Source organism: Colwellia sp. BRX8-4 (genome assembly GCF_014077345.1).
In the GTDB taxonomy this organism is placed as follows: domain Bacteria; phylum Pseudomonadota; class Gammaproteobacteria; order Enterobacterales; family Alteromonadaceae; genus Colwellia_A.
Map to the genome: position 1 here is coordinate 14,839 of NZ_JACGVS010000014.1, position 23,739 is coordinate 38,577.

Below are 23,739 nucleotides of genomic sequence, written 5' to 3' on the forward strand. Positions count from 1 at the left end.
CAACCAGGTATTTTTTTATCCGTGCTTGTAACTAATTGAAATAGAGATACCCAAGCGAAACATAAGCAACATAAAACAAGAGTAAAAAGATTGATTTTAGTTTGCCTATTGAATGACCAAACAATAAGAACACAGTCAATACCAACGTAATAAATAATAAAGCCCACTGATCAAACTCGGCAAATCTTCCTTGGAACGAAATGGGTGAAATTAAAGAAGAAACACCAAGAATACCCAGAATATTAAAAATGTTACTGCCAACAACATTTGCAACAGCTACATCCATGTGTTTTCTTAATACCGCCATTACCGAAATAGTAAATTCGGGCAGTGATGTCCCTATAGCAACTAAAGTGAGCCCTATAAGCGCGTCAGATACTCCTAAGGCTTTGGCAATAATCGTTGCTCCAGTAACAAACCATTGTGCGCCTAGCATAAGAAAACCTAAACCGAATGCAATCGATAATATCACCAGCCAAGTTTTGTGAGGTTTAGTGTGTAGTTCTTTTCCTTCAGCTTGGTGGAGTTTATGCGAAGCCGTATTATGATTTTTCTCTTTGTAAATGGTGAAACCTAAATAAGCCAAAAGCGCACTAATCATCGCCACACCAGAAATAATAGAGAAAGAACCGGTTAGCCCTATTAAAATCAGTAAAGAAACAGCACCTAGCATCACTATCGCATCACGTTTAAGGGCAGACTGTTTAAACGCCAAAGGGGCTATTAATCCACAAGTACCAATAATAAGACCAATATTACCTATATTACTCCCCATGATGTTCCCTAATGCCACAGCTGAATTGTTATTCATTATGGCATTTACTGAAACGATTAATTCTGGCATGGAGGTGCCAAAACCAACAATGACTAAACCACTTAAAAAGGGAGAAACGTTAAGTTTGTTCGCCGCAGACATGGCTCCACGTATCAGAAGTTCACCGCCAATGATTAACATCAACAGTCCTGCAATCATCATTATATAATTCATTAATTTGCCTGAAGATATCCAACAAAAGTATTTTCTATATTATATCTTTAAAATACCAAAAAGATGACAGTTTTTTGTAGGCTTTGTTGACGTTAACTTCTATAATTGTGAATATTATGATCAATAAAAATATTAAGCCTTAAATCTTGTTTTACTTCATATCCAGCCTGTTATTATCCGGCTTTTGGTTTTTACTTACTGATGGTGATTTTGCTTCATTGCTTGTTGGTGTTGTTTTTATCCCCATGAGCATTTTTGTATCTGCCAAATTGTCAGAAAAAACCGACAGTGCTAATCGCACTTTTTACATCAACATTGCTAAAGTACCTAAATTCATTTGGTTTTTCATTTATCAATCGATAAAAGGCGGAACCGACACAGCAGTGCGAGTATTCTCTGTTGACATGAAATTACAGCCTGAATTTATTCACTATTCAATTAAGCATTTACCGGCTGGTTCCCCAATGAACTTATTTATGAACGTGGTTAGCTTATTGCCAGGTTCGGTAAGTGTTATTAGAGAGCCTACCCGTGTACTGGTTCATGTGCTAACAGTTACCAGCAGTTCATTAGAAGATATATATCAATGTGAACTCGCTATTTGTGAGCTTTATCATTTAGATATTTCTCCACAAGAAAATTATTCATCGACGAAAATAGCGAGTAAGTAATGACTTTTTTTTACACTTTCGTGGTTATCATTTTGTTAATCTGCTTAATCGTTGGGCTGCTCAGAGTATTAATTGGCCCTGATAACGCCAACCGTATGTTAGCGGCACAATTATTTGGCACTATAGGCACAACAATCGTTCTTGTTTTTTCGGTATTACAAAATAACGAAGTTATCACTAACGTTGCTTTAGTTTTTACCTTATTAGCATCGATTACCGTCATTGCCTTTTTAAAGTTAGCAGAGCAGCCGATCGACAACGTTAGCCCATCAGAGAATCATAAACATGATAGCTAATATATTTACCATCATAATGTTGTCATTAGGATGCCTATTTTTTATCGCTGGGACGATAGGACTATTACGCTTTCCTGACGTATTTTGTCGCCTACATGCTCTGACTAAATCTGATAATTTAGGCGTAGGTTTAATCACCTTAGGGTTACTACCACAAGTTAATAGTGCTTCTATGGCAATAAAAGTCATCTTGGTATGGGCATTATTATTACTGACAAGTGCGACGAGCTGTCATTTAGTGGCCCGCCATGAACGCAGAAGACAAATGGTGGAACATGATGGTAATCAGCACAACAACGGGAACAATAACAAATGAATAGTGAATTATGGATTGATATCTTATTGTGTCTTTGCGTTTTAGTTATTGCCGGTTCAATGTTCTTAGTCAAACAGTCGTTCACCGCCATTGTATTATTTATTAGTCTTGGACTGGTGATCACCCTTTGCTGGATCCAGTTGAATGCCATTGATGTTGCGATCGCTGAAGCAGCCATTGGCGCAGGTTTAACGGGAGCAATGTTGCTAGCGTCATGGCGCAAACTATCAATAGATAAGCCCACAGATAAGAAGGGTCGAGGTGATTTTTGATAAAATTTTTAGCAAAAAATAGTGATGTTATTGAAAAAACGCTCATTATTATTTTAGTCACCCTGTTTACTGCATTTTTCATTTTTGCTTTATTTAACCAGGCACCACATGGCAATGAACTACAAGCGTTAGCGTTAAATTCGCTTGATAAAACGGGTGTAACGAATATCGTTACCGCTGTGCTGTTAAATTATCGTGCTTACGATACTTTTATTGAATTTGCTGTTTTTTTAGTGGTGGCGATAGCCGTGTTACCCTACATATTAGATACCCCTGTTTTGACCTTTACCCTTCAGGAAGAATCGCAAGTCTTACTGATCGCCAAGGTATTTATCCCCTTAACCATTATTATGGCCGGTTATTTACTGTGGATTGGTTCAACAAAGCCCGGTGGCGCTTTTCAAGCTTCGGCTTTGCTAGCTGGCTGTATAGTTTTATTATCATTAGCAAACGTACAAGTTATCGATTTTACTAAACTACGCTATCGCTTGTTAATGTCGTTAGGGCTCATCGCTTTTATTGCTGTAATACTACTTCTTTATTTGCAGTCCCATGCTTTTCTCACGTTTCCTGTTGAGTTAGCCGGTGCCAGTATTTTAGTGATCGAATTTTTTGCAACTTTCGCGATTGCCTTAATATTATTTCTTTGTTTTGAATCGATTAACAAAGGGCATGCGTAATGGAATTATCCCAAACTAATTTATACACCCTTTGCTCAATTTTATTGTTCGCTATTGGCTTGCTAGGATTTTTATTGAATAGCGACTTTATTCGTAAATTATTGGGCCTAAATGTCATTGGAATTGCTATTTTTATGTTGCTACTTGCTATTGCGCATACCTACCCTAATGCTATTGACCCTGTTCCTCATGCCATGGTGTTAACAGGAATAATAGTTGCTGCAGCTGGTACCGCTTTAGGTCTTAACTTAGCCTCTAAAATAGCCAAGTTTGCGCGATTAGTACAAAAAGAAGAAGCGGCTACACAATCAGAGTCGGTCTATGAAAATAGTAGCAATGATACTCAAGGTCGAGGTTAATTTGATTAATAATTTCATTACAACTTTTTCATTACCGGCATTAATGATACTCCCTATGGTTATTGCTATTATTTGCTTTGTGGCAGGTAATACGAAATTAAGCCGGCTAATCAGTGTTATTAGCTCGATAACGTTAGTGGTTATCTGTGCTCTACAAGCGGGTTATGTTTTACAACAAGCCGTAGCCATTGAGTTAATTATTGGTGGCTGGCAGCCGCCACTAGGCATAAGATTATCGATTAACGAATTTAGCGCCATTATGCTGTTAATGACCTCGACAATAGGTTTAGCTATCACATTTTACAGCACACAATATTTTGATGATAACGAAAAAGAAGTCCGCTTCTGGCCTTTATGGTGGTTTTTAATCACCGCCTTAAATGGTATTTTTATCTCGTCTGATATTTTTAATACTTATATTATGCTCGAGCTCTTGGGGCTTTCTGCAGTAAGTTTAATTGCTATTCAAGGCACGCAACAAGCACTACAAGCATCATTTCAATACCTATTAGTTGGCCTGTTTGGTTCGTTAATGTATTTATTGGGTGTGGCTATTATTTATCGTACTTATGGCGTTCTCGACAATCAACTGGTTGCTAATTTAGTTGAAAGTAATAGCAGTATGCAGTTAGCGTTAGCCCTTATTACCTTGGGTATGATGATGAAATGCGCTTTATTTCCATTACACTTTTGGCTACCTTCAGCCCATTCCAATGCTTCTGCGCCAGTAAGTGCAATGTTGTCTGCTTTAGTGGTTAAAGCCGCATTTTTTATCCTTTTTACCTTTTGGTTTAAAATTCTCGCGCCAGTGGTTACATTTACGGCGGTGACTATAATGGGTATATTTGGCGCCATGGCGGTCATTTATGGCTCATATCGGGCTTTTACTTCACCCAGATTAAAGCAATTAATTGCCTACTCTACTGTTGCACAAATTGGTTATTTATTTCTTGCATTTCCGTTAATGTTTACCACGCCTGATTTAGCACGAACTGCAGTCATTTACTTTATTGTTGCCCATGGCTGTGCAAAAGCCGCGATGTTTTTAGCCGCCGGCGTTATTCAAAAAGCGATGGGGCATGATCAATTATCACAACTGCAAGGCATAGCATCACAGCTCCCCATTAGTATTTTTGTTTTTGCGGTAACCAGTGCTAGTTTAATTGGGCTGCCGCCAAGCGGAGGTTTTATTGCTAAATGGTTATTATTGAATAATGCCGTAGAAGCTCAACAATGGTGGTGGGTATTAACCCTCTTTATTGGCGGCCTATTAGCGAGTGCTTATCTATTTAGAGTACTCAATTTGGCGTTTACCACACCGACTCAGGAAAACTCACTTACCGTTTTAGCTATCAGTGAAAGTAAGCTTTTAGGTGCAGTTGGACTCTCTGTTATTACCATCATTATTGGTTTAAATGCGATGTGGTTAACTAACCTAATTACGGGTAGTTACTAATGATTTATGTTGTAAATGAGCTTCAAGGACAATTAGCATGTTAAACGACTGGCTACCGCTTATTATTTTAATCGTTGCCTTTAGTACCGGCATTTTGATGATGGTCATCGATGAGAAAAATGAAAAATTCAGAACATCTGTTAATTTAACGAGTGCGGCAATTAATATTATCTTAATTGGCATAATGCTCTTGGGCGTTTCTCAAGGCGCTGTATTTGAAACAAGATTACCGCTATTACCTGATATTAACTTAGTACTCAAAGCTGATGCTCTGTCTTTAGCCTTTGTGACACTATCGGGCGTGTTATGGTTTTTTACCACTATTTATGCTGTGGGTTACTTTAAGAAAGGGAAACACAAAAGTCGATTCTTTGGCTTTTTCAGTCTCTGTGTTTTTTCAACCTTAGGAGTCGCTTTAGCGGGTAATTTAATTACTTTTTTAATTTTTTATGAGCTCCTTACCTTAGCGACATACCCATTAATTGTTCATAAAGGTAATGACGATTCGTTGAAATCTGGTAAAACCTATTTACGTTATACGATGATCGGTGGCGCTATCTTAATGGTTGCGGTTGTCTGGTTAAAGTCTATCGCGGGTGCTTTAGATTTTTCAACGCCAGATATCTTACTTAATACCCCCAATATTGACCCGACCACCATCACTATTATTTTTGTTATGCTGATGATAGGTTTAGGCGTTAAAGCGGCTTTATTTCCACTGCATGGTTGGTTACCTCGTGCAATGGCAGCACCCGCACCGGTTAGCTCATTACTGCATGCTGTAGCGGTAGTAAAAGCTGGAGCTTTTGGCATTATACGTGTGGTTTATGATGTGTATGGCGTCGACCTAGCAAGTTCTTTAGGTGTTTTACAAGTCCTGTTGGTCTTTGCATGTTTTACCATTATTTATGGTTCGGTTAGGGCTATTTATCAAGATGATATAAAAAAGCGTCTTGCTTATTCAACGGTTAGTCAGGTGTCATATATAACGCTAGGCATAGCACTCGCCGGCCCTATTGCGGCCGTTGGCGCTATTATGCATTTAGTGCATCAAGGGCTAATGAAAATCACTATGTTCTTTTGTGCTGGTCTGCTGGCTGAAACACATCACATTTATAAAGTTAGCCAGTTAAATGGCATTGCTAAAAAAATGCCGATCACCATGACTGCTTTTACCATCGCAATTTTAGGCATGATTGGTATACCGCCAATCGCGGGCTTTGTTTCTAAGTGGTACCTTGGTGTTGGCGCTATTGAAACAGGTAATTCTTGGGTAATAGCAGTGCTAGCGGGTAGTAGTTTATTAAACGCAATTTATTTCTTACCTTTGGTTTATCGCGCATGGTTCCTTGCTCCATCACAAGAGAATCAAGATACCGAGCACGCCAGTTTACCAAGACAATTATCCACACCGGTACATGCTACCCAACACGCAGAATTACCTGCAGAGCCACATACTGAGCATCAAAACCATGTAGAGAACAAACCAACGCTAGAAGCACATTGGATGATGCTTTTACCACCGGTTGTTACCATAACTTTTGCTATTTTGGCGGGATTATTCGCTAATAGTCAATACAGTGCATTAAGCTGGTCAAAGCTGATCGCAACCTCTGAATCTATTGGGTTTAATCAAACAACAACTCTTTTGCAATCGTCGATTTTACCTCAGCAAATGTCAAGCTGGTTAGTTTGGTCTATTATATTACCCTTGATATTAGCCGCATTAATTATCATACGCCCCAAAGCTATCAAACTTACCTATTTAATGCCACTTTGCGCCATTCCTGCTATTTATTTAGGCTTACAACCTGAATATTATTTTCAAAGCATACCGTTCTTATTTTTTGGTAGTGAACTTTCACTTGATAAGCTCAGCCAAGGTTTTCTATTGCTGGCGGGGCTATTATGGTTACTAAGCTCAACGTATGCTTTATTTTATCCTCATTTGGGTAATAATAAATCTAACTTTATGGCGTTATTTTGTGTCGCCATGGCCAGTAGTTTTGGTTTAGTACTGAGCACAGACATGTTTGGATTTTTGACCTTTTTTACTTTTATGAGTTTGTCGTCTTATGTGCTCATTATTAGAGATAAAACAGCCGCCGCAATATCAGCCGCTAATGTCTATATAAAGTGGGTCATTATCGGTGAAGTTGCTATTTTTAGTGCTTTTTGTATTCTCAATTATATGGACTTAACCCAACACACTGTTAGCCCAACGTTATTACAATTTATGGGACTGATGCTGATTGTTGGTTTTGGTATAAAAATTGGCTTATTTGGTTTCCATTCTTGGTTACCTCTTGCACACCCTGTTGCTGCGGTGCCCGCTAGTGCCTTATTAAGTGGTTTTATGGTAAAAGCCGGTATGATTGGTTGGCTTAAGTTTTTCCCTTTTCAAGCAGATGATTTGGCCACATTCTCTCAGTTAGGTTTACTGACTATTGCCATTGGTGCCCTTGGCGCCTTTTATGCGGCAATAAAGGGCATGAGTCAAAAGGATCCTAAAGCGGTACTTGCCTATTCTACGGTAAGCCAAATGGGCATATTATCTGCTTGTTTTGGTGTGATATTAGTCTTTCCAGCACTTAGAGATGCAATGACCACGGCTATTATTTTTTATGCTATTCATCACGGGTTAGCTAAGTCGGCTTTATTTTTATCTGTGGGAATTACGCCACTATTAAATAAACAAAGTAATACGCCAGTCTATTTACGTGGTATGACTTATATCACCATGATATTACCTGCGTTATCCTTGGTTGGGGCAGCCTTTACCAGTGGTTTTTTCGCTAAAAATGAAGTCAAAAATTTGTTGAGTGACTTACCTTATTTAAAATATGCAATTATTGTCAGTGCATTATTTACCGGACTATTAATGTGCCGTTTTATCCATATGGCTTACTATAAAGGTCAGAAAAATAGCGCTCATGACAGTAAACCTCAATACCCATTACTGGTTGTTTGCCTAGTTAACACCCTACTAGTGCTGTTAGCGCCTTGGTATTTACTTAATGAAAAGTACACCTTAACCAGTTTATTATCACTGGTGACCATAAACAGCTTTATATCATCGTTAATCCCGATATTTCTTGCCGTTGTTGTCTATAAATTACTGGTGACCTTTAAACTAGACGGACGCGTAATTTTCAGCCTCGATGCATTCAAGCTAATAGCGATAAATAAGCCTTTCTCAACAAACGAAAAGCTAATAGCAAATATTGAGCAAGAGAAAGCTATTGATCTAGGCTTAATGGCTCAACTGAAATCTTTTATTAATAAAAAGCTCTCACCTCAGGAAGTCATGCCACTGAATATGCAGTCAACCTATGTGTCAGTCGTTTTAATCGGTGTTTGTATTTTATTATTAGTAGCGTTTAGCGTTTAAATGTAATGTGCCATCGTCTAATGAAAGATAAACAGCGATATTTACAATAATTCAGTTACAATGCAGGACTTTAGTCTATTAACTAAACACGACTAATAAATGGTTATGTTATTGGAGTACCAAATTGACGATAGAGCATGGTGATAACACAATAATTTTAAAAGAAAATATTATACATATAACGTTGAAAGGATCTTTTAATGAGTATGGTGCTGAAGAAGTCTCGCAAAAGACATCAGCAATAATTAAGTCGCTCAATCAAAATAAGTTTCTGATACTTGTTGATCTTTCAAACTTGGATGGTGCTACGCCAGACGCATTTAATATCTCTAATAAGTTTAATGAGTGGCTCAATGGTCAAAATATGGTAGCAAAAGCTATCGTTATTACTTCGCAGGTAATAAAAAGTATTGACCAACAATGGGTGCCCTCCAAAGCGGTTCAAAATATAGAGTATTTTGATAATGAAGACGATGCATTAGTTTGGTTAAACAAACAGATTTAATACAAAGTGTTTGTTTAGTTTTTATTTGAAATTCAAGATAAGTTGTAACTGAGTTGTCGTACACTAAAATAAATATTTTAGTGATAACGACAGATTTATATTATTATCACCTTCAATTAAGTGTTCTGCTACAAAATTTTGAGTATCTGGATAAACAATCTTTTCCCCCAGTAAGTTTTTTACTGTAAAGAACAACGAATATCGCTCGGTTTTATAATTATAATTCGCATTAAGTAAATATGAGGCTTGCGCTTTATTTCGCTTGCTGATCGTGCGTAATGAAAATCCCAAAGTTTGTCGCGTATCCCAAGGATATGATAGACCAAAAGCTGTGATAAACCTGGGGACAATTGCAGCTAATTTATCATCAGATATTTCCCTGTTTCCTTAGTGGCTATAAGAAAAATTAGCAAATAACGTGTAGCTTTTTAAAACACGTTGATAATCCAATTCAATACCACTTCGATCAAAACTGCCTGAATTAAAAAAACTGACCAGATTGTTACTGAAACCTCTTTGAATAAAATCATCTGCTTTCAACAAATAAGCGTTAGCAACAAACAACGTATTATCTTTTTCATACGAATAAGCCAGATCGGTAGTTTTAACAAGTTCAGCTCTTAAATTAGGATTGCCTTCTATCGTGCCAGGAATATTAATAAACAATTGGGTAAAGTTAGGTGAGTTAAAACCAACCGAGTAAAGCAGTTTTATTGATTGATGATTATCAATTTGGTAAACCGTTGAAACTCGCGGAGTGACTCTATCACCACTTTTGCTGTTATTCGTGTAGCGGCCGCCAATAAGAAACCGCCATTGCTGGTATTGGTAATCTATTTGACCAAATAATGCATTTTCTTCAACTGCTTGTGATTCAATTAACCTTAATATATTGCGGTTTGTAGCGACACTATATAAATTGTAATTTTCAATGCGACGTTTTTCAAACTCCATACCGCTATTTAGCGTTAAATGATTATTCCAATGATAATCAAAAGTAACTCCAGTACGCCAACGAGTATTGTCGTCACCATTATTATCAAAGCGAAACCCTCCGTCATTACCCAAACTAAGTACATTTCGTGAGACAAATTGTAAGTAAAATTGATTATATTCACTGTAAACTTGCAGATTGGCGTGTGCAAACTGCCAACTTTTATCCATATGCAATAAATATCCCTTATGCTCTCTTTGTGTCGCGATGCTCAAAGGGGTTGGTTCGTCAGTATCATTGGTCATTGATTCGAACGTTTGAAAGTTGATATTAAAATTATAATAGCGAAAGCGTGCTAGCACAGAGGTCATTTCTTCTGTTATAACAATATGATCAAAGTCTGGTGTACCCTTTGGAAATGAAGGGGGTTGCGGCGTGCCCTCGAAGTAACTGGTAAAACCGTTATCTTTTTGAGACTCAACCCCTAATGAAAAATGAGAGTCATCATTAAAAGCGTGAAAGTAATAACCGCCAACATTGAGTTTTTGATTAGAGTCATAATTTACGGCTAGGCTGTTGCTCGCTTTTTGTTTAGTGACAATTTTAATAACACCAGCAGAAGCATTGGTACCATAATAAATAGCACCAGGTCCCCTTATAACTTCGACATGGCTAATAGCCTCGATGGGAATACCTAAGAGCGGTATTTCAGAATGTGATGGCATCCAATAAGGAACATCATCCACTAAAAATAGGATTTTTTGGTTAAAGGCTTCCACTATACCTCTGATCATTACGGGCGTGCCCCCCGCTCGGTTTTCTTGGAGAACAAAGCCAGGGATAAACGACAACATATCTTTTAGGCTTTTAATACCCATCAAGGTTAAATCATTTTGATCATAGCGGGAAACTATAGCAGGGGTTTGAATAATCCGTTCTGAAGTATAAGAAGCAACATCAACCCTCACGTTTAACAGCTCTGCTAGTGACAGTTCAAAAATAGATGGTTGTTTTTCAAAGCTCGTTTCAGCAGAGCTTATGCCAGCAAATAAAAATAATGATATCAAACCAACTCGTTGACAAAAATTAATGACTAAAGCCAGACCGCTTAACCGTATTATCATCTAAAGTGTCTCTACGTTTACTTTACTTGAAAGTTTAGAGGGTTTCCCTAAAAAAACCAAACTGATTAGGGTATATATCACCCAAATAAAGCGGTTCACCCTAGTGAAAATCATAAAGTGAAACCAATGATTTAATTGAAAATTACCACGCTAGCTTATGGTATACCCCATGCAAGATATTAGCAGCAGGTTAATCAAAATATGGCTAAGTGATTTTATCAATCTCAGCTAGGGGTTCTTCCGGATTATAGCGTCAAACTAAATAGTACACAGTAGATTGGTGGTATAAAACGTTAAAAGAAATAAAGTCATGAGAAATAAAATTGCTGTTATGATTATTAGTGTATTGATTATAAAAATAATTAATACCAATACAGGTGTATTTATTAGTTCAACATCACAATTTTCGTTACTCCCTTTAATTCAACAGACTAAAGCATTTAACTCTGGAATTTATCAAATAGGTAACGGATTAACTATTGATTTTATAGCGAAACGTAAAAATCCCCATAAGAATAGAAAAAATAAATATACCAAGCGATGTCCAAATAAAAAAAGTAGCTGTGTTCATTTATCAACTAAGAAATCAAATCGACAACAAGGTAATAAAACAGCTTAACGATTAAACTCATAGTTTTTGAAAATTTCCATAAGTAGTTCCCTGCATTTATTCATTCGACAAGCCCCATTTTAACTCAATGAATTATTATGACTTTCATTAATTTGTAGGTATTAATTTTATCAAGCCTGACCGATATATAAGTCACCATTATTATTTCATCACTCCCCTTTAAGCCAGTTAAAGTCATTGCTAAGTAGTTTTATCAAAGTGACCTAGGGGTTCTTCCCGATTATAACGCTCAAAAAAATTATGCACAGTAGCTAAGTTAATGAAATTAAAATCATTCAAAATTATAATCATTCAAAAGGTATAAGAAAATGAAAAAGACACTTTTGGCACTATCGGTTAGTGTACTTGCTGCGACCACATTTAATGTTAATGCTGATGCGCTTATTGGCTCAAAATTACAAACGTTATTACCCACTTTAGTTCAAAGTACTAAAGTGATTGTTTCAACTCACCATTACAATGAACTCGATAATGTTATGGCAACTTTAAACGTTCCTTATTTAGCGTTAAAAGTATTACCTATGGCAGGAACTTCTTTAACTCGAAGCCAAATCAATAGCTTAGCTAAAGACTCACGGGTTAAGAGTATTTATTTTGATGCGCCTTTAGAATATTACAACTATAACTCTGGCGAAATTACCAGTGGTCATCTAGTACATGACGATTATGGTGTTTATGGTGAAGGTTCAACGATTGCAGTACTAGATTCAGGTGTTGATGCAACACACCCTGATTTATTACTCGGTGAAAAAACTATCCAAAATGTTAAAATTGCTGGTGATCTTGATTTTGCTGGTGGTAAGAACTTATTTTTAGAAGGTGTGCCAAATTCGGATACGAGTTCAGGACACGGTACACATGTTGGCGGCACGGTTGCCGGTAGCGGTGATGCATCAAGAGATGATGAACGTAGAAGTTTTTACCAGGCAGGCATCGCCCCAAAAGCAACTTTGGTGGGTCTAGGAGCTGGTGAAGCGATTTCAATTCTTTATGCTATTGCTGGCTTTGATTATGCAATTGCTAATAGCGAACGTTATAGCATAGATGTAATAACTAACAGTTGGGGTGGAGGTGACGGCGCAAGCTTTGATCCAAATAATCCAACCAATCAAGCTTCTTATCAAGCTTACAAAAAAGGCATCGTAGTGACATTTGCCGCTTCTAATAGTGGCCCAGATGACAATACCCTTAATCAATATGCAATTGCCCCATGGGTTATTAACGTTGCTGCTGGCACAACAGACCGTCAATTAGCTGATTTTTCAAGCCGAGGCGTTGAAGGTGACTGGATTAAAACACCTGATATTACTGCGCCAGGTAGCGCGATTGTATCAACACGAGCACTTAACACGCCATTGGGCGCTGCAGGTCCTATTATCGACCCTGCACATCCAGAATATCACCTGTACTACGCAAGTATGAGTGGTACGTCAATGGCGACACCATTTGTTGCTGGTGTGGTCGGTTTATTGTTGGAAGTGAATCCACTGTTATCACCCGATCAAGTTGAACAAATTTTAAAAGACAGCGCAGATGAAATGCCGGGTTATAAAGTTCATCAAGTGGGTGCGGGTCATATTAACGTAAAAGCGGCTGTAGATTTGGCCAGAGTTACTACCGGTGAAAGAGCAGACTTTATCAACGGACAAACTGGCTGGTCAAGCCAAGGCGTTTGGTCTGAAGTTTCTGAAACTGATAACAATATTAATTACAAAAAACGTTGGGCTGTAAAAAATAGTACCTTATCGTCAGATGGCACTTTTAAGCAAACACGACGTAGAAACGCGCAAATTAGCTTTGATTTCATTGGTGATAGTGTTCAATTAAAATATATAACTAATAATAGAAAAGGTCATGCCGAATTATTTCTTGATGGTAAAAGCCAAGGTTTATTAGATTATTATTCACCTCAACGTCAAGTTAAAACCGTTGCATTTAGAGATTTATCTACCGATAGCGTTCATAGCATAAGTCTTAAACGCGTTAACGGTACAGTTTCATTTGACGGTATTTTACTCGACGGTCAATTAGTCGACTCAGCTGCAGTCATTATAAAAACAGACAGTAACTTTGCCGGTTCAGTTGGCCCATCATATGAAAATATGGAAGTATCAGACCATGATATACAGCTGACAGACAACGTTTCTATGCTTAATGCTGTGTTAACCTGGTCAGGTGTTGCAGATTTAGATTTTGACTTGCTTAACGAAGCGGGTGAAGTTGTCGCTAACAGCGCTTCTTTAGATAACCCAGAAGAAATTAACTTTCGCCCAACTAGCGGCGGACTTTATACGCTTCGCGTTAATGGTTATATTTCAGTAGCTACTGACTATACGATTGCAGTAACAACATCAAAACTTGAAACTAATGATTAATTATTAATTATTAATTATTAATTATTAAGCCGCTAGATAAACCTAGCGGCTTTTTTTATGGCTAATTTTTATTTATTTTCTCTATTTTTTTCAACCTAGTCAGTAATCATCAATGCTACTTTCTCGTTTAGCGTTTCTTGCACAAATAAGACAGTAGAGTCACTACCTTTAACAATCACTAAAGCCAAAAAAGCGATACGTTGTAATGCACTAGATGAGTATCAAAAAAGTTTTTTGATACTCACATAAAGATGAATGTTAGCAATTAATAGCGTAATACCATCGGTGTCCAATAAAATGAGCGTTAAGACCTTTAATTTGATTATAACTTCAGCTGACAAAAGTTTACGGATTTTTATCACTAACACCAATTAAATAACGGTTAAAAAAAGCGCTAACCATGACGATTAGCGCTTTTATAATCAAAGATTAAAACCTAAATTAAGATTTTTTCTTTAAAGACCTCGTCATTAATCCCATCAGCCCTAACGCAAATATTGCTAATGTAGACGGCTCTGGAACATCGGTTACTGATGCTGATACTTGACCCAATACATCAGCGTTAACAGGCGTTGCAACAGCGAACATATCAAATGGGTCACTCAAGGTAAATTAATTTACCACTACCGAAAAATCAGTCGTCCCTGCCTCTATTGCCAGCAATGTGAACTTTCGCAATAAAAATAACCACTTAATGGAGTAAAATTAATAAATCCAATAGCTACGCCATTTCCAACTTGACTCCACAACATAGCAATAGTTGAAAGAGTAATTATTCCGGCGTTAGCGTTTCCGCCAAACGTTGCACTCAAGATTAACTACTAGTGCAAATACATCGGGTGCCCGTTTTGTATACCAGACTTTGTAAAAAATTGCCTACCAAAGCCACTTTATCGATTTCATCAAAAATTAGTAGTGAAAATAATAAATTGAAACGATCATTTTCAATGATATAGAGCAATATAGGGTGGGTAAATATAACAAAGAAAGTGCAGCTTGTTTAACTTAACAATTCTGCTTAAAGGTAGTAGCCACTTGACCATCAGGATGGATAATTAAATAATGGATGCACTATTTATTCAATACGTATATTTGTACCTTCTCTTCTCGTTGATTGCTCACTAATAAGATATTTTTTTGGTGGGTGGAAAACACTTTTAGCAAAAAAAAACAAAAAAAAGCCCACTTATATCACTAAGTGGGCTATTACTTTTTTTAGTAAATAATTAAAGTGTTGCTGTTGTACCCATCATTGGCGCAGCAGTTACTGACTTCACATCGTCAGGTTCAACGACCATAATCGTGCCATTAGCTGGGTTTACTACAAACTCAACTAATTCCACAGAACCTACAGCAGAATCAGCAGTACTTGCTTCGGTACTCGCATCTGATTCATTTAGTACCATTTGGTCTAGCACAATAGTAAATTGAGTTGGACCATTGGCATAACCTTTAACACGCAAGGTGTAGCTTTCACCACCAACAACCGTACTACCTACCTGCTCTGAAGGGCCTAAGTTACCAGAAGTAACCATGACTTTACCTTCACTGTCGAGCATTGAGAAATCCAAATCTGGATAGGCTCCCCCCACTTCAGTATCTGCTGTTAAGGTTGCAACAATACTTTGTGCACTTGTCTCTGCTGTAAAGACCACATCAACATAATCAACACCGTCAGCAACTTCTACGTCTGTAGTGCCAATAGCAACTAAGCCTTTATGCTCAGAGATATTATGATAAACCACGGTACGATCAGCACTTGGTGATTTATCAACAGGTGCTTGACTACCATTAGCCGCTTGTGATGGCATTAGTACTTTAGCGAACACTTCAGCCGTAAAGGTAAACTGTTCAAACCTTGGGTTGTTAAATACATAAGTACGAGCAGAAGAATCCATTCCTGGTGCTAAAGATTCGTTATACGTAAACGTTGCGGTATCTCCATCTTGGCCAGTACCACCATTATCAGCATTATCCAAAGTCACTCTAGTGTTATTAATCGAAACAATATTAAAGTTGATAGGGCCAAATAAATCCACGTCACCTGTATTTGTTAACGTATAATCAATACTAACCTGACCATCAGGTACTAAATAATTACTGAATTTATATTCAATGTTATCAGTAATATCCGTTGTTTTTAACTGAGTCATCGCCGTGCCTGATAAGTCAGAAAAACCAACTTGACCCGAAGCGTTAACTTCAATAGCACGAACAACATATTGATAATCATAAGCATCAATACCTTGACCAGCGCCACGACCAAAGCCTTGACCTTTATCACTGTAACTAGCATTTGATACAAACTCTACATGGGTATAGCCATTGTTTTCTATATCGCCGTCGACATATTCACGACCCGGTACACCAGCGAATAAACGAGCTGGACTGCCACCTTTACGCTTTAATATTTGATAGCCAATGGCATTATCTACTTCATTCCAAGTCACTTCAATCGTGTCTGGTGTGGTAATCGTTGCAACAATATTTTGTGGTGCAGCTGGTGCTTCTTGATCCGCAGTAAATTCACTTACCGCTGTTGAAATCATCTGCACACCACCTAATGGAGCTGAAGCGTTTAATCCCAATTCACGAGCGGCAAATACACGTTCAATAATAGCATGATGTTGACCTAGAGATTTAGCATCAACAGAGTCAGTTGGATATAGCATAGCGTCAGCTGTTAATGCCGCATCTCGCGCTTTAACAAAGGTATCTGGCGCACTAACACCTAAAACATACATAGAGCCAAGGAAAATACGTTCCCACGTTTCTTTACCTAAACTGGTTAACTGTGTTGCTTCACCCGTTGTTGGATCTGGGCGAGCAAAGTCGTTAGCTGGATACATCTCTAGCATAATTTCTCGTAAGTCCCACATCGCGCCGGCATATATTTCGCCATCTCTGTGTACTTCAAAGTCGTCATCGCGTGTGCCTAATTGTGAATAACGTAATTGGCTTTGGCCACTTCGAATATATTCAAAAGAATCAGGATCTGTACCATTTTCGCGTAATAAGTCTCTTAACCCACAACCTGCAACTGGGTAACTACCTAAATCAGGTGTTTCACCTATAGTATAAGCCCATAAATCGGCTTGCCCTTCGTTCAAGGCGCCACCTTCAGGGCTACCTTCAAAGCCAGCAATAGGTGTGATAGTCGCATGCGTACCTTCGTGCATTGGTACACTAAAATCTATTGCTAAGTTGTTAAAGTAATAACCATGACCATAAAATGTTGGGTTAACAACCACTTCCTGACCACCAATTTCTTGTGTAAGTGGTATAGCAAAAGCATTATCTAAGTTTACTATTTTATTTAAAAGCTCAGGATCACTAAAGTCTATATCTTGAGCTTCTAGTGCCATAAACACGTTAGGTATATGAACGACACCTACTAAAGGCGTTGACTCATTAGGGTATTGATCAGGAAAACTACCACTGCCAAACCCTCTAGCATGAACATCGTCACCATCTTTGTGTAAATAGTCTAAATATTCCATTAAGTTAGTGATATATATGAATTGACTAATACCGTCGAATTGCTGTGCAGGCTCAGCAGTATGATCTTTTTCATTAACGCGGCCATAAAGAGGTGCAGCGTCTTGGTCAAAATAATAAGTGCCTAAAGCCGCTTGAGCGAATGGCAATTTGCTCGATGAAGCATTAAGAATAAGTGCATTAGTACCCGTTAATACACTGCCAACACCTGTTACTCGGTTAGTTTCATCAAATTTTCTTAATTTAATGCGCAATAACCCTTCAGGTGTGCCCGTTAAACCGCCATCTGCATCAACAATTTCACAAGAGTCTTGTAATTCTTTAGTGATCGGTGGGAAAGTCGGAAAATAATCAGCAAATTGATCGGTTGGTTGTGGCTCTTCGGCCGTGCGCACTTGATCTTCACGGTAAACTATCTCACCGGTTTGTGCATCAACCATGTATTTAAATACGCCAAAAGGATTCGTTGAGTAGTAATAAAACTGCCAAACTAAACTATGGCTATCAGCCGTTTGCACTATGCGTAGCTCTGGTATCGGTGTTTTAAACACACCTAACTCTGCTGCTATTAATTCATAGGCAGGGGTTAGTATTGACATAGCCTCTGCGGGGATATTTTTTTGGAATTGTACAAGATTACGCGTTGCCATTAACACCGCATCATCAGCAGACAATCCCGGTTGACCCGCTACTGTAAGGGCTTTTTGATAAGGACCCATAATGGCGCGAACGTTGTTGTTACCATCAATAACAACACCTAAACCATTGCCATCAACAAGAATACCATCGAGAATTTGATCGAAACGAACAACTTGTCCACCTAATGCTGCTTTAGAGCGATTAGGATTATATTTCAATTGGTCATTGCTTAAACCTTCAAAAATTTGCTGATTGTCGGTAATGAAATTACGCGCCATATTCTCAACAGAGGTACCCGCCGTTTTAACAGTCATGCCGGTAATAGCATCAACAGTCCCTGTCGCTTGATTGATATTTACCTGTGCGTTTGGATTAGCTGCTTGAAAGTGACTGATGGCTTGAGCCTGATTAGCGCTTAAACTCATTAAGGTATTTAGGCCAGTATCTTGAATTTGATTAACGTTTGGTACACCAGCAACGTCAAAATTTAAGATTTTATTGGCAGTATTACTACCAGTAATGATACCGCTTGTTGATGCATGAACTTGACTAGATATAACGCTTAGCGGAACAGTCAATGCAAAAGCAATGGCACTTGATATTAATGTATTCTTCATTGTAATCACCTTTTATTATTTGTGACCTTGAGCATGATAATTAAACATATAAGTCAACATCATTCGCTTTCATGGACACTTTATGGGTAAGAAAATTATTTACTTAGCTAGGGTGCCCATTTCTCAGACAAAAAATAATCAGGTATTACCCTCTTTTACGCTAGGTATTAACCCCCAGTGTTATTACTGCTTATCTATGTAGAAGAATAAGGTAAAATAAAAAATCACTTAAAGCATTGAAATATAAACTTAAAAAAACAGAGACTTTAAATTTGTGTTTTTATTTAAATAAACTTGGAATAAACATCTCACATCATCCGTTATCTAAGTGTCATTAACATAAACAAACCTTAGAGGAAGCAAACATGACTTCATTAAATAAAATTGCAAAAGTATTGGTAGTAAGCGGATTAAGTTGTTGGGTAAGTGTTGCACAAGCAAACACTATTCAAATTAATCAAGACGCCCAAGTTAATCAGAATACTCAATTATCTCAAGGAATTGATAGCACTGATAATTCAGCACAAATGTCGGCACATTCAGACAATTCCGCAACGAGTAATACACAAGTTACGGCTAATAACGCAGACAACAATCCGCAAGCCTCTGCTCCAAGTGAACCAGCGAAAAGCGAACCAACAGAGCAGCAAGTCAGTAATGGCATTAATGCAACAAGCGCTAAAGCTTTTGATAGCAATAATCAGATGGTTGCGACCCTAACAAATAATATGGGAAGCACTGTCAATATAACCGCTGGTGTTGCGGCCACGTTGAGCCAATCACTGAACCAAGTAAGCACAACAGAGCTTCCAGAAAATGATATTCCCCAAGAGAATGAAACGACACCTGATGAAGACTTAGCTGAATCTGAAGATGTTGCTAGGGCGTCCAACCTTGATAGCCAAACGTCTTTTGCTAATACGTCGCAGCTGTCGCAGAGTTTATCGCAAGGCATGTTTGAAAATATGTCAGGAGGCTTACAAAATGCTAATGCGTTAGATACCGCCACCTCTTTAACTGGCACCTCGCAACTGTCGCAGAGTTTGTCAGGAGATCTTTCAGAAGATTTGCAAAACATTGCCGCTGCAGATGCAACAGCACAAACCACACAAGTATTAGAGCAAAGTATTAATGCCAATATTGTTAATTCAATTACCAGCGATACGCAAAGTGTTATCACTCAAGACGTGAATAGCCAAATTAGTCGAGTAGTTACTGAGCAGGTTAACGCTGAGATTGCTGCAGCAACTGCCGCTGAAGTGGTAAGCACTTTGGCAAGCGACTTAGCTATTGGCTTGTAATTTTACTGACTAACTTGTTAAATGCGCCAGTGACCCTGGCGCATCCTATTTGAGGAAATTAAGATGAAATATATGTTGAGCAGTTTAGGGTGCATCCTTAGTATGCAAGTGATGGCAGCAACGCCAGAGACATTTACTTTTAGTGGTGAGGCTTCCTTGGCTTTAATAAACAACTCAGCGCTTAGCGTCGATGAGCTTGATGAAGTTTCCTCACAGGGTGACAGTGGCATTCAAAAAACGGCTGCGGTTACTGGCTTGTGGACGTTTAATAATAAAGCAAAGTTAACGTCATCATATCGATATAATGACCAAGATTATCATCAGTTAGATTCTTTTGATCTTGCCTTACATCAAGTCAGTATTGATGGGACCTATAAATGGCAGGAAAAAGATTTAGGGCTACGTTATGATGGTGCTAAAGCTAAATTAGCTGGCGAGACATATTTAACCTTTCAACAAGCCAGTATTTACTTGGGAACTTTTCTTCAACCCCAAACATTTTTACGCACTAGCCTTAAAATAAAGCGTAAAGACTTTGCAGTAATAACTCGCCGAAATGCCAACACTTTTGCTGTAAGTACTGAATTGTTTCACTTTATCAACGACGGTCGCACTATGCTAATGCTAGGACTTAGCGCAGATAAAGAAAAGGCAACAGACTCACAGTTTAATTATGGTGGCTATGGTGTTAACACTAAGTTATCTCAAAAATTTGAATTATTTGGCTTAGCTCACAAAGCAACTATCGGTTGGCGTTTTCAATCGAAAGATTTTCAAGCAGTCAGCAATAATGATATCCCTAGTCAGCGTGAATCAAAAGCAGATGAACATAGGCATATATTTCACGGACAGTGGCAGTTAAACGTTAACGAACATTTAGTGGTTATTGGTAACGTTGAATATGGCGACTACCGTTCAGAACTTGATAGCCAAACATACACTCAAACCCTTTCGACCTTGGCGATTAAAGCGCAATTTTAACGGCTTATTATCGCGCCGACACCATAAATAGGGTCCTTACCGCGAGGACCCAAATCTATTGTTGATTCATTGAGCTCTTCTAGTAATTGATTTCTATTGACGCCAATTTTTGCGATTAAACAGGCTAAAGCTGCGGTTACGTAAGGTGCGGCAATCGATGTGCCTGACTCCCGCCCCACCCGCTGACCACTTTGTGCCGTTAAGACATTAACCCCTAAGGCAGAGTAATCGATATAATCACCGCGATTTGACCAACGGTAAGGTTGTTGAAATTGATCAATAGCACTCACCGCAATAACCTCTTTATAAGCCGCTGGAAACATCGGTGGAGCCGCCGGTCCTTCATTACCCGCTGCAGCAATAATTAAAGCGCCCTTTGCCATGGCCGAAGTAAGCACAGCCTGCAAAATTTTATTATCTGGGCCCGCTAAACTCATATTAATCACTTTTACGTCTTGTTCTATTAGCCAATTTATTCCCGCTATCATCGCTGACAAAGTTGCCCCCTGAACATAATCTGACTGCTGGTAAAATACTTCTGCCGAGTAAATCTGCCCCTGTGGTAAAAGCGGTACCAACTGCTCTGTCTTGCCAACCAATAAACTTGCGATCACGGTACCGTGTTGAACTGAGGCAGCTAATTCAGCAGGCAAAAATGACTTTGCGGTCATATTTGCCTGCTTAAAAGCATCATGGTTGGTGTCTATTGCACTATCAACTAGACCAACTTTTACCTTTAGCTGACAAGCATTAAATGGGCTTTTAGTTTTTAGCTTTTCACCGACTACTTTTTTATCCGTAAGCTGACGGGCTTGACTTTGTGTTTGATAAATATGATTTCTAGCTAAACTCAGTGACGCTTTGGCAGAAAGTATATTTATTAAGGCTTTCTTTGAGTCGAGAGCTTGTGGCACATTAAAACGTAACAATGTCATGCCCAAACCAGAATAACGAGATTCATTGATTATCACCGCACCCTGACCAATTAAGCGTGCCTTATTAAGGTCGTCGGCTAAGAGTATCCATTGTCCCTTCACGGCTCGCCATCCCTGTTCTACCTCAACATCAAACCAAAGGTGTTTTCCTGTTACTGTTTCTATTGATAATGAATCAGGTAAAGCCGTAAGTGGCTCAGTCGTTAATTTATCAACATTGGGTAAGCGACTTAACGCAAATGGGGCTAGTTTACGTGGTACTTTTATTTGCTGGCTAATATCGTCTAAATTGCGATCTACTAGGGTTATATTTCCTAAAACATCACCGCTAGTGAGTTGTTGTGCCGGTAGCGATGTACTAAGAATTGAAATAAATATGGCGGTAAGTGGTAAGGTTTTCATGTTAGTCTTCAGCCTAAAAAATAAGTGTGTCGTTAATAAAACGTTTCAACTAAAAATAAATTTCCTTTTATGGAATAAATATTTTTTAGATACGTCTACTTAGTAGAGAGGAGTAAAAAATGAATAAACCTATAGAAAATATACTACCAATGCTAAGACGCTTTGCCTACTCTTTAACGGGTAATCCTGCTGATGCAGATGATTTAGTACAAACCACGCTAGAGAAAATACTCAATAAAGGTGTACCTAGTGGAGTAGACGAAACTAGGTGGGCATTTAAGGTTTGTCGCAATGTTTGGATTGACGAATATCGGTCACGAAAAGTTAGGCAGAATGCGGTACTCAAACCAGAGCTTCAAGAGCCACAAACTGCTAATGAACACCAACAATTTGACAACAAAGAAACGCTGGCACACGTTAATAAAGCGATGAGTACCTTGCCTGACGATCAACGGGCAATTTTATCTTTAGTGGCCGTTCAAGGCATGTCATATAAAGAAGTGGCTTCTTCTATGGAGATCCCTGTTGGTACGGTGATGAGTCGGCTATCTCGAGCACGTGTTGCACTAATGGATATGATGAAACCCTATCAAATAGGAGCAGGCTTATGAAAATAGACAATGAAATATTGAGTGCATTTTTAGACGCCGAACTGAGCGAAGAAGCAATGGAAGAGGTCCGTTGTGCGCTAGAGACTGACGACGATTTAGTGATGCGTTTGGCTGACTTATCACAAGTTGATCACTGGGTTGACGAAAATGCTGCCATTATTGATAGCACTACAATGCCTGATGGTATCTTACTCTTAGCACAAACCTTAGATAAAAAAATAGCAGAAAATAAAGAAGACCAGACGCCTGAAAATGTTGTTAGCTTGTCACGCTGGAAAAGTGTTAACCAACGCATTAAAAAACATTACGCCTTAGCGGCAGGTATTTCGATGATATTTGGGGTAGGAACAATAACCCTAATGCAGTCAGAGCAAACAACTGCGATTACTGCAGAGATATCACAGGTGTTAGATAAGGCAAAAAGTGGTGAAATGTCGTCAACAGACCAAGGTGATAAGGTCATGGCTAATTTAAGTTTCACTAATCATGCGGGTAATTTTTGTCGACAGTTTCAGCACATTAATTTACAAGCGGCCAGTATCAACATTGCCTGTAAAGAAAATCAGCAGTGGCAGCTTAAAATCACCAAAAACGTAGCGTTTTCCCAAGATATTGAAAATTACCGTGTTGCCAGTAACAAGGCACAACTAGACAGCGCTATAGATGAGATGATCAAAGGACAAGCAATGGATAGCGCTCAAGAACAACGAGCAATAAACAATAACTGGCAAACAAATAAACAATAACCGAGGTACAT

Annotated in this window: 20 protein-coding genes; 15 read left to right on the plus strand and 5 right to left on the minus strand. The window is 38.4% G+C overall.

The features are described from left to right. Positions 1–31: 31 nt before the first annotated feature. Positions 32–988 carry a calcium/sodium antiporter gene (locus tag H4J56_RS12580; protein WP_182222040.1) on the minus strand — a complete coding sequence of 319 codons (957 nt, stop codon included), beginning with the start codon at positions 986–988 and terminating at the stop codon, positions 32–34. A gap of 146 nt (positions 989–1,134) precedes the next feature. Between H4J56_RS12580 and H4J56_RS12585 the strand changes: the two genes are divergently transcribed. The 9 genes from H4J56_RS12585 to H4J56_RS12625 all read left to right on the plus strand — a co-directional run bounded on the left by H4J56_RS12585 (position 1,135) and on the right by H4J56_RS12625 (position 8,934). Next, positions 1,135–1,659: a Na+/H+ antiporter subunit E gene (locus H4J56_RS12585; RefSeq protein ID WP_182259417.1), complete on the plus strand. Its 525-nt coding sequence runs from the start codon at positions 1,135–1,137 to the stop codon at positions 1,657–1,659. Beyond that, positions 1,659–1,955, plus strand: a complete 297-nt coding sequence (locus tag H4J56_RS12590; protein ID WP_182243378.1) for a monovalent cation/H+ antiporter complex subunit F — start codon at positions 1,659–1,661, stop codon at positions 1,953–1,955. Before H4J56_RS12585 ends, H4J56_RS12590 begins: the two co-directional genes overlap by 1 nt. Next, positions 1,945–2,271 (plus strand): monovalent cation/H(+) antiporter subunit G, encoded by a 327-nt coding sequence (gene mnhG, locus H4J56_RS12595; RefSeq protein ID WP_182259418.1) that lies wholly within the window; start codon positions 1,945–1,947, stop codon positions 2,269–2,271. Before H4J56_RS12590 ends, mnhG begins: the two co-directional genes overlap by 11 nt. After that, positions 2,268–2,543, plus strand: a complete 276-nt coding sequence (locus H4J56_RS12600) for a DUF4040 domain-containing protein (protein ID WP_070373665.1) — start codon at positions 2,268–2,270, stop codon at positions 2,541–2,543. Before mnhG ends, H4J56_RS12600 begins: the two co-directional genes overlap by 4 nt. Continuing rightward, positions 2,540–3,223 (plus strand): Na(+)/H(+) antiporter subunit B, encoded by a 684-nt coding sequence (locus H4J56_RS12605; RefSeq protein WP_182243382.1) that lies wholly within the window; start codon positions 2,540–2,542, stop codon positions 3,221–3,223. The genes H4J56_RS12600 and H4J56_RS12605 overlap by 4 nt, the downstream gene beginning before the upstream one ends. Then, the gene (locus H4J56_RS12610) at positions 3,223–3,582 is read left to right on the plus strand and encodes an NADH-quinone oxidoreductase subunit K (RefSeq protein ID WP_182216014.1); all 360 of its coding nucleotides are present in this window, start codon (positions 3,223–3,225) and stop codon (positions 3,580–3,582) included. The genes H4J56_RS12605 and H4J56_RS12610 overlap by 1 nt, the downstream gene beginning before the upstream one ends. Next, positions 3,545–5,038, plus strand: coding sequence for a complex I subunit 5 family protein (locus H4J56_RS12615; RefSeq protein ID WP_182222038.1), 1,494 nt, complete (start codon positions 3,545–3,547; stop codon positions 5,036–5,038). Before H4J56_RS12610 ends, H4J56_RS12615 begins: the two co-directional genes overlap by 38 nt. Before the next feature lie 37 nt (positions 5,039–5,075). Beyond that, a complete protein-coding gene (locus H4J56_RS19735; RefSeq protein WP_182259419.1) occupies positions 5,076–8,429 on the plus strand; it encodes a complex I subunit 5 family protein in 3,354 nt (1,117 codons plus the stop codon). Positions 8,430–8,553: 124 nt separating this feature from the next. Next, positions 8,554–8,934, plus strand: a complete 381-nt coding sequence (locus tag H4J56_RS12625) for an STAS/SEC14 domain-containing protein (RefSeq protein ID WP_182216019.1) — start codon at positions 8,554–8,556, stop codon at positions 8,932–8,934. A gap of 387 nt (positions 8,935–9,321) precedes the next feature. Here the strand turns inward: H4J56_RS12625 and H4J56_RS12630 are convergent, their stop codons facing one another. Next, on the minus strand, positions 9,322–10,935 hold the full coding sequence (locus H4J56_RS12630) for a TonB-dependent siderophore receptor (protein ID WP_182259420.1): 1,614 nt from the start codon (positions 10,933–10,935) through the stop codon (positions 9,322–9,324). A gap of 367 nt (positions 10,936–11,302) precedes the next feature. Here H4J56_RS12630 and H4J56_RS12635 point away from each other — a divergent pair, with 367 nt between their 5' ends. Both H4J56_RS12635 and H4J56_RS12640 read left to right on the plus strand, forming a co-directional pair. Continuing rightward, positions 11,303–11,611: a hypothetical protein gene (locus H4J56_RS12635; RefSeq protein WP_182259421.1), complete on the plus strand. Its 309-nt coding sequence runs from the start codon at positions 11,303–11,305 to the stop codon at positions 11,609–11,611. 320 nt (positions 11,612–11,931) lie between these two features. Beyond that, complete coding sequence (locus tag H4J56_RS12640; RefSeq protein WP_182259422.1) at positions 11,932–13,998, plus strand: S8 family serine peptidase; 2,067 nt, start codon at positions 11,932–11,934, stop codon at positions 13,996–13,998. Positions 13,999–14,439: 441 nt separating this feature from the next. Here H4J56_RS12640 and H4J56_RS12645 read toward each other — a convergent pair whose 3' ends face one another. Both H4J56_RS12645 and H4J56_RS12650 read right to left on the minus strand, forming a co-directional pair. Further along, a complete protein-coding gene (locus H4J56_RS12645; RefSeq protein WP_259368193.1) occupies positions 14,440–14,604 on the minus strand; it encodes a PEP-CTERM sorting domain-containing protein in 165 nt (54 codons plus the stop codon). A 620-nt stretch (positions 14,605–15,224) separates the two neighbouring features. Continuing rightward, the gene (locus H4J56_RS12650; protein ID WP_182259423.1) at positions 15,225–18,752 is read right to left on the minus strand and encodes a M36 family metallopeptidase; all 3,528 of its coding nucleotides are present in this window, start codon (positions 18,750–18,752) and stop codon (positions 15,225–15,227) included. Between the two features lie 365 nt (positions 18,753–19,117). Here H4J56_RS12650 and H4J56_RS12655 point away from each other — a divergent pair, with 365 nt between their 5' ends. Beyond that, a complete protein-coding gene (locus H4J56_RS12655; RefSeq protein ID WP_182259424.1) occupies positions 19,118–20,053 on the plus strand; it encodes a hypothetical protein in 936 nt (311 codons plus the stop codon). Positions 20,054–20,116: 63 nt separating this feature from the next. Then, the gene (locus H4J56_RS12660) at positions 20,117–21,034 is read left to right on the plus strand and encodes a surface lipoprotein assembly modifier (RefSeq protein WP_182259425.1); all 918 of its coding nucleotides are present in this window, start codon (positions 20,117–20,119) and stop codon (positions 21,032–21,034) included. Here the strand turns inward: H4J56_RS12660 and H4J56_RS12665 are convergent. Beyond that, complete coding sequence (locus tag H4J56_RS12665; protein WP_182259426.1) at positions 21,031–22,371, minus strand: S8 family serine peptidase; 1,341 nt, start codon at positions 22,369–22,371, stop codon at positions 21,031–21,033. The genes H4J56_RS12660 and H4J56_RS12665 overlap by 4 nt on opposite strands. Before the next feature lie 119 nt (positions 22,372–22,490). On the opposite strand from H4J56_RS12665, the gene H4J56_RS12670 reads away from it, so the two are divergent. Beyond that, entirely contained in the window at positions 22,491–22,982 is a 492-nt protein-coding gene (locus H4J56_RS12670) for an RNA polymerase sigma factor (protein WP_182217207.1), read from the plus strand. Beyond that, positions 22,979–23,728 carry a hypothetical protein gene (locus H4J56_RS12675; RefSeq protein WP_182217205.1) on the plus strand — a complete coding sequence of 250 codons (750 nt, stop codon included), beginning with the start codon at positions 22,979–22,981 and terminating at the stop codon, positions 23,726–23,728. Before H4J56_RS12670 ends, H4J56_RS12675 begins: the two co-directional genes overlap by 4 nt. Positions 23,729–23,739: the final 11 nt, after the last annotated feature.

Coding starts and splice junctions, on each gene's coding strand:
- H4J56_RS12580 (WP_182222040.1), bottom strand. CDS start 988: ATGAATTATATAATGATGATTGCAGGACTGTTGATGTTAATCATTGGC.
- H4J56_RS12590 (WP_182243378.1), top strand. CDS start 1,659: ATGACTTTTTTTTACACTTTCGTGGTTATCATTTTGTTAATCTGCTTA.
- mnhG (WP_182259418.1), top strand. CDS start 1,945: ATGATAGCTAATATATTTACCATCATAATGTTGTCATTAGGATGCCTA.
- H4J56_RS12600 (WP_070373665.1), top strand. CDS start 2,268: ATGAATAGTGAATTATGGATTGATATCTTATTGTGTCTTTGCGTTTTA.
- H4J56_RS12610 (WP_182216014.1), top strand. CDS start 3,223: ATGGAATTATCCCAAACTAATTTATACACCCTTTGCTCAATTTTATTG.
- H4J56_RS12615 (WP_182222038.1), top strand. CDS start 3,545: ATGAAAATAGTAGCAATGATACTCAAGGTCGAGGTTAATTTGATTAAT.
- H4J56_RS19735 (WP_182259419.1), top strand. CDS start 5,076: ATGTTAAACGACTGGCTACCGCTTATTATTTTAATCGTTGCCTTTAGT.
- H4J56_RS12635 (WP_182259421.1), top strand. CDS start 11,303: ATGAGAAATAAAATTGCTGTTATGATTATTAGTGTATTGATTATAAAA.
- H4J56_RS12640 (WP_182259422.1), top strand. CDS start 11,932: ATGAAAAAGACACTTTTGGCACTATCGGTTAGTGTACTTGCTGCGACC.
- H4J56_RS12650 (WP_182259423.1), bottom strand. CDS start 18,752: ATGAAGAATACATTAATATCAAGTGCCATTGCTTTTGCATTGACTGTT.
- H4J56_RS12655 (WP_182259424.1), top strand. CDS start 19,118: ATGACTTCATTAAATAAAATTGCAAAAGTATTGGTAGTAAGCGGATTA.
- H4J56_RS12660 (WP_182259425.1), top strand. CDS start 20,117: ATGAAATATATGTTGAGCAGTTTAGGGTGCATCCTTAGTATGCAAGTG.
- H4J56_RS12665 (WP_182259426.1), bottom strand. CDS start 22,371: ATGAAAACCTTACCACTTACCGCCATATTTATTTCAATTCTTAGTACA.
- H4J56_RS12670 (WP_182217207.1), top strand. CDS start 22,491: ATGAATAAACCTATAGAAAATATACTACCAATGCTAAGACGCTTTGCC.
- H4J56_RS12675 (WP_182217205.1), top strand. CDS start 22,979: ATGAAAATAGACAATGAAATATTGAGTGCATTTTTAGACGCCGAACTG.